The sequence below is a fragment of the Serratia sp. (in: enterobacteria) genome (assembly GCF_051654945.1).
Taxonomy (GTDB): domain Bacteria; phylum Pseudomonadota; class Gammaproteobacteria; order Enterobacterales; family Enterobacteriaceae; genus Chania.
Genome location: NZ_JBOFZA010000081.1, coordinates 525,420 through 538,372 on the forward strand (window position 1 = coordinate 525,420; position 12,953 = coordinate 538,372).

The following is a 12,953-nucleotide window of genomic DNA, read 5'->3' on the forward strand; positions in this document are numbered from 1 at the left end:
TTGGGATTTGCTGAAAGAAGCTTGTGATGCGGAGGCGAAATAGGTTATTGCGGACATAAAAAAAGGCGATACCGAAGTATCGCCCTGATCGTGAACCGGAGGCGTCAGGCAACCGGTCTGGCGATCACGCTGCGGGTTTCCATGCGCACTTCGGCAATGTTCACCTGGATGGTATCGCTCTGGCGATAAACCACTTCGCCCTTCACCTGTACGGTGCCGGTCTCCTGGCTGCACACCATCTCGTCGCGAACCGCGTGGATGAATGGGGCAGGGATGAAGGCTACCGCGCCGTTGTCCAGCAGGCGCACACGCAGGCCACCGCGGGTCACGTCGATGATCTCGGCGTTGAAGCGCTCATCGGTACCGGCCTTGTCCTTCAGGAAACGGGCATACAGCCAGTCCCCTACGTCACGTTCTGCCATACGGTTCAGGCGGCGGCGTTCCGCCAGTTGCACGGTAACGTCGTCCTGCGGTTTTTCCGCCGCCTGCTCGCTGATAATGGCTTTCAGCAGACGGTGGTTGACCATATCGCCATACTTACGGATCGGTGAGGTCCAGGTGGCGTAAGCCTCCAGCCCCAGGCCGAAGTGTGGGCCTGGCGTGGTGCTGATCTCGGCAAAGGTCTGGAAGCGGCGGATGCGGCTGTCCAGGAACTGGGTTGGCTGCGAGTCTAGGTGACGGCGCAGTTCACAGAATCCTTCCAGAGTCAGCAGCCTCTCGGCATCGGCTTCAACGCCATTGGCCTGCAACACGGTGACGGCCTGTTCAACCAGCGCGGGATCGAAGCCGTTATGCACGTTGTAGATGCCAAAGCCCAGACGATCGCGCAGCACCAGGGCGGCACAGACGTTGGCGGCGATCATGCACTCTTCCACGATACGGTTGGCGGTGCGGCGCTGTTCGGTAATGATGTCCAGCACGTCGCCTTTCTCACCAAGCACAAAGCGATAGTCTGGACGATCCTTGAACACCAGCGCATGTTGATGACGCCAGGCGCTGCGTACATCACAAACCTGTTTGAGCAAGGTAATCTGCTGTGCGATGTTTTCACTTGGCGGTTGCCAGCCAGCGATACCGTCCAGCCAGTCAGAAACTTCGTCATAAACCAGCTTGGCTTTGGACTGGATTTCGGCGGCGAAGAAACGGATATCATTCCCCAACGCACCGTCTGCGGCGATGGTCACACGGCAAGCCAGCACCGAGCGGCGTTCATTCGGGCGCAGCGAGCACAGGTTGTCGGACAGATCGCGTGGCAACATCGGAATATTGAAGCCCGGCAGGTAATTGGTGAACGCGCGCTTGCGGGCGATATCATCCAGACTGCTGCCTTGCTCGACATAGGCGGTCGGATCCGCAATGGCGATGGTCAACAGCAGCGAGCCGTCGGCGTTGTCTTGCACGTGCAGCGCATCATCCATATCTTCGGTACTGGCGCTGTCGATGGTCACGAAGTCCAGTGCGGTCAAATCTTCACGCACCAGACCGGTGTCCAGATCGGAGATAGCGACCATGTCTGGCGCTTCTTTTTCAAGATTGTGGCGAGCTAGCGTGACCCACCATGGCGCGAAGTGATCTTCACCGTCGGTGATGAACTGCGTCAGATCGGCTTGGAAAGCGCGGTCGCCTTTCAGCGGGTGACGGCGCATTTCTGCGACAGCCCAGTCACCGGCGGCGAAATTATGGGTCACGTCACGCGCAGGACGGCATTGGATGGCGTCTTTCAGCAACGGATGATCGGGGATGATCGACAGGCGATCGTCTTTTTTCAGCACCCGGCCGACAAAGCGCGACAGGAACGGCTCAACCAGGGTTTCCGGCTCAGCGATCTCGCGATCTTTTTCGGTGTGCAGGGTGGCGACGATACGATCCCCATGCATGACTTTTTTCATGTACGGCGGCGGAATGAAGTAACTTTTCTGACCGTCGACTTCTAAAAAGCCAAAACCTTTCTCAGTCCCTTTTACTACGCCTTCAACACGCGGGGTTTGAGAGTGAAGTTGCTGTTTAAGCTGCGCCAGCAGCGGGTTATCTTGAAACATATCGTCCAGTGAATGGGTTGTGAGTGGCAAGATTTGCGGCTGACAGTTTTACGCGAATCACCCCTGGCGGGCAAGCCAAACGTCATGGTTTTCCAACGTTGGCCTGCGATAATCAATGCATTGCGCATTAAAAAGCCATGCTGATATTGCCGTAGGGGCGCCGCATGTGCGCCCGTTGAAATTAAACAATCCGCAGTGTGGGTGGTTGAGCACAGCGGCGAATAGCGACCGGAATCGATTTGGAGGTTGGCGTGCCGGTACCGTCACCAAAGCTGGCCAGCGGCACCAGCGGGTTGGTTTCAGGGTAATAGGCCGCCAGATTACCGCGTGGGATATCGTAGCTGACCAGCTTGAAGCCGCTGACCTTTCTGGTTACGCCGTCGTTCCACAGGGTTTCGATCTCCACCAACTCGCCATCTTGCAACCCAAGATCGGCCAAATCTTCCGGATGAATAAACAGCACCTCGCGCTGGCCGTAAACGCCACGATAGCGATCGTCCAGGCCATAAATGGTGGTGTTGTACTGATCGTGTGAACGCAGGGTTTGCAGTACAAACGGCGCTTTTTCCGCCCCGATTTGCGGGAATAAGGTCTCGGGTAGCGGGGCGGCGCTGAACTGGGCCTTACCACTCTGTGTGGCAAAACGTAATTCGGCAGCGGCGTTACCCAGATAGAATCCCCCAGGCTGTTCGCAGCGCAGGTTGAAGTCGTCAAAGCCGGGAATGGTGGCCTGGATATGCTGACGGATCAGCGAGTAATCATCGGCCAGCTCCAGCCAATCCAGTGGTTGGTTGCCTAACACCGCGTCGGCAATGCCGCAGACAATCGCGGTTTCCGAGCGCTGGGTGTCTGCCAACGGTTTGCCGATGCCTTCCGAGGCATGCACCATGCTGAAGGAGTCTTCCACCGTGATGTATTGCGGGCCGCTGGCCTGCATATCCAACTCGGTACGCCCCAGCGTTGGCAGGATCAGCGCGTCTTTACCGGTGATCAGATGGCTGCGGTTCAGCTTGGTGCTGATATGCACGGTCAAATCGCACCGGCGCAAAGCCTGGGCGGTACGCTCGGTATCTGGGGCTGCCGCTGCCAGATTGCCACCCAGTGCAATCAACACTTTGACCTCACCGCGCAGCATCGCCTCAATGGCTTCGACGGTATTGTGGCCGATCTCGCGGCGCGGGCTAAAGCCAAAATGCTGTTCCAGGCTATCGAGCAGCGCCTTGGGGGCTTTCTCATCAATGCCCATGGTGCGGTTGCCTTGCACGTTGCTGTGGCCGCGTACCGGGCATAAGCCTGCGCCTGGTTTGCCTAACTGACCGAACAGCAGTTGCAGGTTGGTGATTTCGCGTACCGTCGGCACGGAGTGTTTATGCTGGGTGACGCCCATTGCCCAGGTGCAGATCACACGCTCTGCGCCTTGGTAAATCGCCGCCGCATGGCGCAGTTGGCTCTCGCTCAAACCGGATTGCGTGGTGATTTGCTGCCACGTAGTGGCATCCACCTGCGCCAGATAATCCTCAATGCCAACGCAATGCCGATCGATAAACGGTTGGTCGAACAGCCCAGGCCGGTTGGCGGCTAACCTTTGGCGATGAGTTTCCAGCAACGCTTTCACCATGCCGCGCACCGCTGCCATATCACCGCCCAGGTTGGGCTGGAAATAGGCGGAACTGATCGGAGAGGACTTGGGGGTCAACATCTGGATGGGGTTTTGCGGGTCGGCAAACCTTTCCAAACCGCGCTCACGTAAAGTGTTGAAACTGACGATGTGTGCGCCACGACTGGCCGCGTGCTTCAGGCTGTGCAGCATACGTGGATGGTTGGTGCCGGGGTTTTGGCCAAAGACGAAGATCGCATCGGCCTTTTCGAAATCATCCATACGGATGGTGCCCTTGCCGACGCCGATGCCCTGCTTAAGGCCAACGCCGCTCGCTTCATGGCACATATTGGAACAGTCTGGGAAGTTGCTGGTGCCCAGCATGCGGCCAAACAGTTGATATAGATAAGAGGCTTCATTGCTGGCACGGCCGGAGGTGTACAGCTCGATCTGGTTGGGGTTATCCATCGCCTGGATATGGCTGGCGATAAGCTTCAGAGCATCCGGCCAGGAGATGGGCTGATAGCGATCGGTTTTGGTATCGTAGCGCATCGGGTGCGTTAACCGGCCTTGATACTCCAGGAAGTAGTCGCTTTGCTCACGCAGAGTGCTGACGGTGTGGGCCGCAAAGAAGGCGGGTTCGACCGCATTACGTGTGGCCTCCCAACTGACCGCTTTGGCACCGTTCTCGCAGAAGCTGAAGGTGCTGTGATTATCATCGCCCCAGGCACAGCCGGGGCAGTCGAAGCCGCGCGCTTTGTTTACACGCATCAGGTTGCGCAGATTCTTCAGCGCCTGTTTACTGTCGAACACATAGCGGGTGGTGGCTTCCAATGAGCCCCAGCCGCCCGCCGCGCCGCGATATGGCTTGATTGACGGTTTAAATTTCATGATTATCTTCGCAGGTGATTGTAGCTAAAAGGTAAATGCTTTTTTAAGCATTTTGAGTATTTATGTGGCAAGTCTAGGGGCGTAAGGGCTGGGCGTCTAATCGAATAGAGCAATGATGGGATAGACGACGCTTATCGCCGCTGCCAGCAAGGCGGCTGCAAATGATATACTTGATGTAGAAACCATTTTTCGAGCCAATACATGGATATCAAGCAACTGATCTACCTGTGTAATCTTGAGCGGGAACGCCACTTTGGCCGTGCCGCAGAGGCCAGCTTTGTCAGCCAGCCGACCTTATCCATGCGGCTGAAAAACCTGGAGAAAGAGCTGGGTGTCTCATTGATCAATCGCGGTAACAACTTTGAAGGCTTTACCGCTGAAGGTGAGCGCGTCCTGGCTTGGGCGCGGGAAATTGTTTCCGTTTATCAGGGGCTGAAGCTGGAAGTGGAGTCGCTGAAACATGGCCTGAACGGGACGTTGCGCATCGGCACCGTCCCGCAGTGCAGCATTTCGTTAGCGCAGATGTTGAAGGCGGTCAGCGAGCGTTATCCGCAGCTGGACTATCGCGTCGCGGTATTGAGTGCCGACCAGCTGCTGGAAGCGCTAACCGCGCACACGGTGGATATCGGCATCGGTTTCTTTGAACTACCGACGCTCAAAGAACTGCATTTCCAATCGCAGTCTTTGGCCGACAGCGGCATCGACCTGGTGTTTCATCCTCAGCATTTCCCCGAGCTGGTGGGGGAAACGCCGCTGACGCTGGCAACCGTGGCAGCGCTGCCATTATGCCTGGCGGAGCCAACGCGTTACTTCCGCCGCTATCTGGATCAGCATTTCCGGGAGGCGAACTTGACGCTGCATACCCGGATGGAAACCACCTCGATCTTCCAACTGTTGCAGGGGATCTTTGTCGGCTTGGGATGCGGTCTGTTCCCCAGCGGTAATCTACAGATGGAAATGATGCCGCAGCTGCAACGGCGCAAAGTGGCCATTGCGCCGATGTCACGTCATGCCGCCCTGGTGATTGCCGAGCCGGGCAGAGCCACGCCCCTGGCGCAAAACTTCTTTGATGCGGCTCAGATCTGGTTATTAGAGTCCAGCGTATTGCCAAGGCTGTAACGCAACCGGTTTTCCCAGGCATGCAGCGCGCCAGTCAAAATCACGTCCAACGCCTGTAAGCCATCCAGCCCGCTGTCGAACAGCGGCTGCACGCTTTGTGCCGTAAATTTCTCAGGTGTGCGTGTCAGTTCGGCTGTCACGCCAATCACGGCAGTGGTCTGCGGATCGCCTGCCATCTCTCGTGCGCTGTCTACCCCAGTCACTAAAGCCTGCGCCAACTGTTGATCGGCAAGGTGATTGGCTGCAACGGCGAAACAGTAATGGCTGCCATTAATGCGTGATGCGACCAAGGCAACCAAAGCCTTCAGGCGGGGGGAGAGGCCGTCGGCGTGGCGTTCAATTCCGTTAAATACCGCGTTGCGTTCATGCAAGGCGGGTGCGTCATGGGCCAGCAGCAGGTAATAAGGCTCGTTGCGGGCATCTGGGTGGCTTTGGTCCAGAATGTCGAGCTGCCGGGCCTGGGCCTGTTCGGCTACGATCTCCGGCAGTCGAGCTTGCCATAACCGTGCCGCACAGGAAAAACCTGCCGGTTCGGCATCTTCAACGGTAGGGAAACCTGGTAGCACCACCGCAGGTCTGCCTGCCAGCGCGGCAATACCAGCGACCACTCGCGCCTGATAACTCACAAAGCCGATGATTTGCGAAAAGGTCACAATATCCTGCGTGCTCAGGCCAACCTCACTGAGCTGTTGTAATGCTTTAGAGCAAATCTGGGTAGGTTGGCTGGCAAGTTGGCGGGCGTATTGGGTGATCTGAGCCAGGCGGACATTACTCTCCCGTGTGGCCTCGGGGCTGTCCAAGGGCGCGAGGCGGGCGGCGTAATGGCTACATAGCGATTGCACGCCGGTGACCTGAGCCACCGTCAAGGCGGTAGACAGGCGATCGTAAGGTGACAATGTCACCTCCCGCGAAAACGGAACCCGTTCCGGAAACAGCACCGGATAGCTCGCCGATGACGCGGTAAAAACATCGACACGATCGCTGAGTGCAACGTTCAAAGCTGGGTCGGTAAAGGTCCCCAGGCCCAGCAAGAAGCGATCCCGAAGGCTCGCGGCACCAGGCTCGAGTGGCGAACCGTGACCAGAGCTGCGCTGGGTTTCGTGGTACCACTGGAAAGGGTGTAGGCGATGTTCCATCGGATAAAATCCTTAATCAATACAACAAGCCAGCGTGGCAGTTGGCAACGGCGGCAGGGTAAAGGGACAGGGGCAGGCGTCAGTCATGGCTGCATAGACCATGACCATAAATAGCGAAGCCGGCGGCAAGGATGAGTATCAGTTGCGAGAAGCGTTGGTGGTGGGTATGGTTCATCAGCGCGATATCCTGTTGTTTGCATGGTGCAACGTAGGGGATATCCTCACCGATTCGATTGGCGAGATAAAATAATGTTACGTGCTAATTAATAACTGGATGGAATACCGAGGATTGCTCTCTTCCCCTCACCCCAGCCCTCTCCCAAAGGGCGAGGGGGTCAGCCCAGCGTGGTGGTCAGGTGTCGGCGTTAATCTTTAACTACAGGAGGGGGCCGCAATAAAGTTGTAGCACATTCAGTCCCCTCTCCCAAAGGGCAAAGAGGTCAGCCCGGCGTGGTGGTCAGGTGTAGAGGTTAATCTGTAACTAAAAGAGGGGCGCTGCAATAAACCGAGGCACGTTAGGTCCCCTCTCCCTGTAGAGAGGGTTAGGGAGAGGGGGATACCTAGAATCTGCCGCCGTCACGCCGCCAGGCATCCGCCGTCAGCGCCTCACCAAAATGACTGGCGATCAGTCGCTTGGTGAGATCGTGCAGCGGTGAGGCGAGCACCTCTGCGGTGCTGCCACGCTCCACGATTTCCCCTTCATGCATCACCATCACCTGGTCGCTGATATGCTTCATCATGCCCAGATGCTGCGTGACATAAATATAGGCAATCCCGTGTTTTTCCTGGAGTTCCAGCATCAGGTTGATGATCTGCGAACGCATCGACATATCCAGCGAAGCCAACGCCTCATCGGCAACGATCACCTTGGGTTGCAGGATTAGCGCACGCGCCAGTGCGACACGCTGTTTCTGTCCCGAGGCAAGCATATGCGGATAATAGTACGCATGATCTGGCAGCATCCCCACCTGACGCAGAGTCTGGTTGATCCTCACCTCGCGCTCGGCGGCTTCCAGGTCGGTATTCAGCCGTAACGGCGCATCAAGCAACTGACCGATACGTTGACGCGGGTTGAGTGAGGTACTCGGATCCTGGAAAATCATGCGGATACGCTGGCTACGGTAGCGATAATCGCCATAGGCCAGCGGATGGTCGTCGATCAGCACCTCACCGGACGAGGGCTCCACCATGCCGGAAAGCATTTTCGCCAGCGTCGATTTGCCCGAGCCGTTCTCACCGATGATCGCCAGCGTCTGGCCTTCACGCAGGGTAAAACTGACCGACTTGACCGCTTCCACATGCTGGCGGCGGAACAGCCCGGTGCGATAGCGATAGGTTTTGGTCAGGTTGCGCACTTCCAACAGCGTTTCCATGTTATTGCTCCTCCATGTTTAACGGGAAGTGGCAGGCAAACAGGTGGTTTTTCACCGGGCGCAAGCGCGGCGTTTCAATACACTGTTTTTGCGCGTACGGACAGCGTGGCCCCAGGCGGCAGCCAATGGGCAGATGTTCCAAAGAGGGGATTGCTCCTGGCAGCGTATTCAGGCGGCTTTTGTGCGGCAGCGAGCGGCCAAAGTCAGGCATGGCACGGATCAACGCCTGAGTATAAGGATGATGAGGTGCAGCGAGCAGATCTTCGCATTGCGCACTTTCTACCGTCTGGCCGCAATACAGCACGTTAACCCGGTCGGCCCATTTGCTCATCATCTGCAAATCGTGGCTGATCAGCAGGATCGTGGTGTTGTTGTTTTGGTTCAGCCGCGCCAGCAGGCGGAAGATCTGCGCCTGCGTGGTGGGTTCCATGGCGTTGGTAGGTTCATCGGCGATCAGCAATCTTGGCTGATTGGCCAACGCAATGGCGATCATCACTTTCTGGCATTCCCCTTCGGTCAGTTCATAGGGGAAACTGCCCATGATATCGAGATGGTCCTTGATACCCACGCGGTGCAACAGCTCAATCGCCCGCCGTTTGCGCCAGTTAAAGCGCTGCCACCACCGGCCTTTGTAGGTCCAGCCGGGAATGGCCTGGGCCAACTGGCGGCCAATGCTTTCGGAAGGATCCAGACAGGATTGCGGCTCCTGGAAGATCATTGAAACGTTGTGGCCCACCAGTTTGCGCCGTTCGCGCGGGCTGAGCTGCAACAGATCGATGTCGTCAAAGCGAAAGCGGTCGGCGGTGACGCGCCAGTTATCTTTGGTCACGCCACAGATGGCTTTGGCGATCAGGCTTTTTCCTGAGCCGGATTCGCCCACCAGGCCACGGACTTCACCTTCGGTCAGCGTCATGCTGACGCGATCGACGGCCTTCACCGGCCCTTCGGCGGTCATAAATTCAATCGTCAGATTGCGGATATCGAGTAACGGCATTATTCCACTCCCGCATTGATCGCGCGGCGTATTCCGTCGCCCAACAGGTTAACCAGCAATACGCTGATCAGAATGGCGGCACCGGGCAACATGACGGTCCAGGGCGCGACATACACCAGCTCCAGCGAATCGCCCAACATGGCTCCCCATTCCGGGGAAGGCAGCTGCGCCCCTAAATCGAGGAAGCCCAGCGCCGCGATATCGAGAATGGCCATCGACAGCGCGCGGGTAAACTCGGTGATCAGTACGGCGGCGATGTTCGGCATCACGGCGAACCACAAGATCTGCATGGTTGAGGCACCGTCCAGGCGGGCGGCGACTACGTACTCTTTTTCCAGCTCATCATGCACCGCGCTGTAGATGGTACGAACCATCCGTGGCAACAGCGCCAGCCAGACGGCCAGCATGGCGTGCTCCAGCTTCGGCCCCAGGAAAGCCACCACGATAATGGCCAGCAGCAGTGAAGGAATAGACAGCAGGGTATCGAGAATATGGTTGAGCATTGCAGACAGCAAACCGCGTGTCACCCCGGCAAATACGCCCAGGATCACCCCACAGAGCGCGGCGGCGATGGTGACAATCAACGCCGAACCATAGGTAGCGGCGGTGCCGGTCAACAAACGGCTGAGGATATCGCGCCCCAGATCGTCGGTGCCCAGGAAGAAGGACACGTTGCCATAGCGTGACCAGGAAGGGGGGAGCAACTGATATCCCAGGAACTGCTGATCGAGAGCGTAAGGTGCCAGCAGGCTACCGAACAGAGAGAGCAGCAGCAGGCCGATCACCCCATAAAAGCCCACCATTGCCAGCGTGTCGCCGTAGAAAATCCGCCAGGTATACAGCAGCGGGCTAGGCATTTTCTTTTCGCGGTAGACGTTATCGAAGGGCATACCATTCCTTATGTTTCAGCGGGTTGGTAGCCGCACCCAGAATGTCGGCCAGCACGTTAATGGTGATCACCAGTGTGCCGATCACCATCACGCCTGCGGAGATGGCGGCGTAGTCCTGCTGGCGGATGGCATTAATCAGCCAACGCCCCAGCCCTGGCCAACTGAACACCACCTCGGTGATCATGGCCAGCGTGAGCATGGTAGAAAATTGCAGCCCGAGTTTTGGGATGATCGGCGGTAACGCGTTGTGCAACACGTGACGGCGGATGATGGTAAAGCGCGACAGGCCACGGGTTGCGGCGGCCTTGATGTAGTTCTGGCTGAGAACATCGTCGGTGCTGATGCGCATCAAACGGATCACCTCGGTGATCGGGGCCACCGCCAGTGCGGCAATCGGCAGCACCATATGGCGCAGCGCGCTGGCAATCATCTCATTGCGATACGGTGAGTCAGACAGCCAGGCGTCGACCAACGCCAGACCGGTGACCTGCTTGACCTGATACAGCAGATCGAAACGGCCCGACACCGGCAGCCAGCCCAAATGCAGCGAAAAATAGAGCATCAGCAGCAGCGCCAGCCAAAATACCGGGATGGAAAAGCCCAGCAGGGCAAAGGTGCTGATGGCCGTGTCCTGCCACTTGCCACGCATCACACCGGCAATAATGCCCAGCGGAATACCGATGAACAGCGCCATGGTGAAGGCTAAAATGCACAGCTCCATGGTGGCCGGGAACACTTCGCGCAGTTGCTCGCTGATCGCCTGGCCATTAATGCTGGAGACGCCAAAGTCCCAGTGCAGCAGGCTGACAAAGTAGAACTGGTAGGCATCCAGCAAGGCGGCACCGTTTAGCGGCGCGCGTGGGGTAAAGTAGCTCAGGCTGAAGCTGACCAGCGTCAGGAAGAACAGCGTGATCAGCAGCAGCAGGATGCGGCGTAAGGTAAAGATAATCACTTTTTCGCGGCCTCCGCCGGTTCACGGTATACCCCGGCAAATGATGAGTTGCCGAACGGGCTCAACACCAGTCCTTTAATATCATAACGGTATGCCTGCAAACGCAAAGAGGACGCTAATGGCAACACGGGCAACTGCTGCTCGAGGATCTTCTGCGCCTGCTGATAATGCTCGATACGTTGTGATAACTGCTGTGATAACAGGGCGTCCTGCAACTGTTCATCAAAAGCGGGATCGCACCAGTGAGCATAGTTGGTTTGCGAACGGATTGCCGCACAGCTCAGCAACGGGCGGAAGAAGCTGTCCGGATCGTTACTGTCGGTTGACCAACCGGTCAGGGTCAGATCGTGGTTCATCTCCATCAACCGGGCTTCCTGGAAGCGGCCCTCAACCGGCACGATGGTGAGATGAATGCCGACCTGAGCCAAATCAGCCTGTAGCAACTCCGCCGTTTTCAACGGGCTTGGGTTATAGGATTGCGAGGCGGTCGGTACCCACAGCTTCAGATCCAGAGGCCCCACACCGGCTTCGCGCAGCATTTCCCGCGCCTTGGCCGGATCGTATTCGGTGACGTGGGCATCGTTATCATAGGCCCAGGAGGCGCGCGGCAGGATCGAAGCGGCGGTTTCTGCGGTGCCGTAATAGATCGATTGCATCAGGCGCTGGTTGTTGATGGCTAACGCAATGGCCTGGCGCACCTTCAGGTTATCCAGCGGTGGCTTGCGGGTATTGAAGGCCAGATAGGCAATATTCATCCCCGGGCGCAGCGTCAGGCGTAAACGCGGATCGTCGCGCAGGATCGAAAGCTGGCTGGCGGCGGGATAGGCCAGCACATCGCACTCACCGGTCAGCAATTTGGACAAGCGGCCCGTTCCCCCGGCCCCCATGTCGATCACCACCTGCGGCATGCGGGGTTTCCCTTTCCAGTAAACGTCATTACGCGCCAGACGGATGTATTGCCCGGAGCGGTATTCGTTTAACAGGAACGGGCCGGTGCCGACTGGCTCACGGTCGATCAGCTCCTGCGTACCGTCCAGCGTCAGGTTGTCGGCATATTCTGCCGATAACACCGGCGCGTAATGGGTTGCCAGATGCCACAGGAAAGAGGCATCCGGTGCCTGCAAGCGGAACTCGACGGTGTATTGATCCAGCTTTTTCACGCTTTGTACGGAGTCGGCGAACTGCAAACTGTCGAAATACGGGTATTCACCGCCGTTCACATTGTGGAACGGATGCTTCTGGTCAAACACCCGTTGAAAGCTGAAGACCACATCGTCGGCATTCATTTTGCGGGTGGGCTGGAACCAGGCGGTGGTCTGGAAGGGCACGTCCCGGCGCAGGTGGAAGCGGTAGGTGGCGCCGTTGTCCAGCACTTCCCAGCTTTCCGCCAGTTCCGGGATCAGGCGGTAAGTGTAAGGGTCGACATCCAGCAGCCGATCGTACAGCTGGGCGGCGAGGGTATCGACCGTCAGCCCGCTGCTGGCCATCTGCGGGTTGAAGGTATTGAGAATACCGCTAACGCAATAGACAAAGCCGCTCTGGCGAATATCTGCTGGCGGTGGGGCTGCTGCGCTGGGCACAGCCGGTGTCGTGGCCAGGGCGGAGGTTGCCAGGCAGCCGAGCGACATGATCCAAAGAGGTAAACCACGCATAGACGCTTCATGGGTTATTAAGCAATAACGTTAGTGTATCGCACTCTGACCAACAGCCCAATTCCTTGCGTGAAATGGCTGAAATTTCGGCTGTTTGCTCAAGCTTGCCGCTAAATTCTGGTGAGCCAGGCTCCTGCTGGATCAGTGCTGGTGGATAATCACCCAAACTTAGCATGGTAATGAGAAAAATTCTCAATAAAGTGCTTTACAGATGATACTGATAACCATTATCATCATTTGGCAGTTCACGGAGGGCCACACCTTGTGGCCCTTTGTGGAAGGCACGACATTGCTCACATTGCTTCCAGTG

Annotated in this window: 10 protein-coding genes; 2 read left to right on the forward strand and 8 right to left on the reverse strand. The window is 57.3% G+C overall.

What is annotated here, in order from left to right:
• Positions 1 to 104 precede the first annotated feature (104 nt).
• Both ACRDCA_RS18900 and ACRDCA_RS18905 read right to left on the reverse strand, forming a co-directional pair.
• The gene (locus ACRDCA_RS18900) at positions 105 to 2,039 is read right to left on the reverse strand and encodes an exoribonuclease II (protein ID WP_438690899.1); all 1,935 of its coding nucleotides are present in this window, start codon (positions 2,037 to 2,039) and stop codon (positions 105 to 107) included.
• Positions 2,040 to 2,220: 181 nt separating this feature from the next.
• Positions 2,221 to 4,527, reverse strand: coding sequence for an FdhF/YdeP family oxidoreductase (locus tag ACRDCA_RS18905; protein ID WP_438690900.1), 2,307 nt, complete (start codon positions 4,525 to 4,527; stop codon positions 2,221 to 2,223).
• Positions 4,528 to 4,728: 201 nt separating this feature from the next.
• On the opposite strand from ACRDCA_RS18905, the gene ACRDCA_RS18910 reads away from it, so the two are divergent.
• Positions 4,729 to 5,646: a LysR family transcriptional regulator gene (locus tag ACRDCA_RS18910; protein ID WP_438690901.1), complete on the forward strand. Its 918-nt coding sequence runs from the start codon at positions 4,729 to 4,731 to the stop codon at positions 5,644 to 5,646.
• On the opposite strand, the gene ACRDCA_RS18915 is transcribed toward ACRDCA_RS18910, so the two are convergent.
• On the reverse strand, positions 5,604 to 6,782 hold the full coding sequence (locus ACRDCA_RS18915) for a CMD domain-containing protein (RefSeq protein WP_438690902.1): 1,179 nt from the start codon (positions 6,780 to 6,782) through the stop codon (positions 5,604 to 5,606). The genes ACRDCA_RS18910 and ACRDCA_RS18915 overlap by 43 nt on opposite strands.
• A gap of 100 nt (positions 6,783 to 6,882) precedes the next feature.
• Between ACRDCA_RS18915 and ACRDCA_RS18920 the strand changes: the two genes are divergently transcribed.
• Positions 6,883 to 7,032, forward strand: a complete 150-nt coding sequence (locus tag ACRDCA_RS18920; protein WP_438690903.1) for a hypothetical protein — start codon at positions 6,883 to 6,885, stop codon at positions 7,030 to 7,032.
• A gap of 310 nt (positions 7,033 to 7,342) precedes the next feature.
• Here ACRDCA_RS18920 and sapF read toward each other — a convergent pair whose 3' ends face one another.
• The 5 genes from sapF to sapA are packed head-to-tail and all read right to left on the reverse strand — an operon-like array spanning position 7,343 to position 12,643.
• On the reverse strand, positions 7,343 to 8,155 hold the full coding sequence (sapF, locus tag ACRDCA_RS18925) for a putrescine export ABC transporter ATP-binding protein SapF (protein ID WP_438690904.1): 813 nt from the start codon (positions 8,153 to 8,155) through the stop codon (positions 7,343 to 7,345).
• Position 8,156: 1 nt separating this feature from the next.
• A complete protein-coding gene (gene sapD / locus ACRDCA_RS18930; RefSeq protein WP_021806551.1) occupies positions 8,157 to 9,149 on the reverse strand; it encodes a putrescine export ABC transporter ATP-binding protein SapD in 993 nt (330 codons plus the stop codon).
• Entirely contained in the window at positions 9,149 to 10,039 is an 891-nt protein-coding gene (gene sapC, locus ACRDCA_RS18935) for a putrescine export ABC transporter permease SapC (RefSeq protein WP_438690905.1), read from the reverse strand. Before sapC ends, sapD begins: the two co-directional genes overlap by 1 nt.
• A complete protein-coding gene (gene sapB / locus ACRDCA_RS18940) occupies positions 10,026 to 10,991 on the reverse strand; it encodes a putrescine export ABC transporter permease SapB (protein WP_438690906.1) in 966 nt (321 codons plus the stop codon). The genes sapC and sapB overlap by 14 nt, the downstream gene beginning before the upstream one ends.
• The gene (gene sapA, locus ACRDCA_RS18945) at positions 10,988 to 12,643 is read right to left on the reverse strand and encodes an ABC transporter substrate-binding protein SapA (protein ID WP_438690907.1); all 1,656 of its coding nucleotides are present in this window, start codon (positions 12,641 to 12,643) and stop codon (positions 10,988 to 10,990) included. Before sapA ends, sapB begins: the two co-directional genes overlap by 4 nt.
• Positions 12,644 to 12,953 lie beyond the last annotated feature (310 nt).

Coding starts and splice junctions, on each gene's coding strand:
- ACRDCA_RS18900 (WP_438690899.1), bottom strand. CDS start 2,039: ATGTTTCAAGATAACCCGCTGCTGGCGCAGCTTAAACAGCAACTTCAC.
- ACRDCA_RS18905 (WP_438690900.1), bottom strand. CDS start 4,527: ATGAAATTTAAACCGTCAATCAAGCCATATCGCGGCGCGGCGGGCGGC.
- ACRDCA_RS18910 (WP_438690901.1), top strand. CDS start 4,729: ATGGATATCAAGCAACTGATCTACCTGTGTAATCTTGAGCGGGAACGC.
- ACRDCA_RS18915 (WP_438690902.1), bottom strand. CDS start 6,782: ATGGAACATCGCCTACACCCTTTCCAGTGGTACCACGAAACCCAGCGC.
- ACRDCA_RS18920 (WP_438690903.1), top strand. CDS start 6,883: ATGACCATAAATAGCGAAGCCGGCGGCAAGGATGAGTATCAGTTGCGA.
- sapF (WP_438690904.1), bottom strand. CDS start 8,155: ATGGAAACGCTGTTGGAAGTGCGCAACCTGACCAAAACCTATCGCTAT.
- sapD (WP_021806551.1), bottom strand. CDS start 9,149: ATGCCGTTACTCGATATCCGCAATCTGACGATTGAATTTATGACCGCC.
- sapC (WP_438690905.1), bottom strand. CDS start 10,039: ATGCCCTTCGATAACGTCTACCGCGAAAAGAAAATGCCTAGCCCGCTG.
- sapA (WP_438690907.1), bottom strand. CDS start 12,643: ATGCGTGGTTTACCTCTTTGGATCATGTCGCTCGGCTGCCTGGCAACC.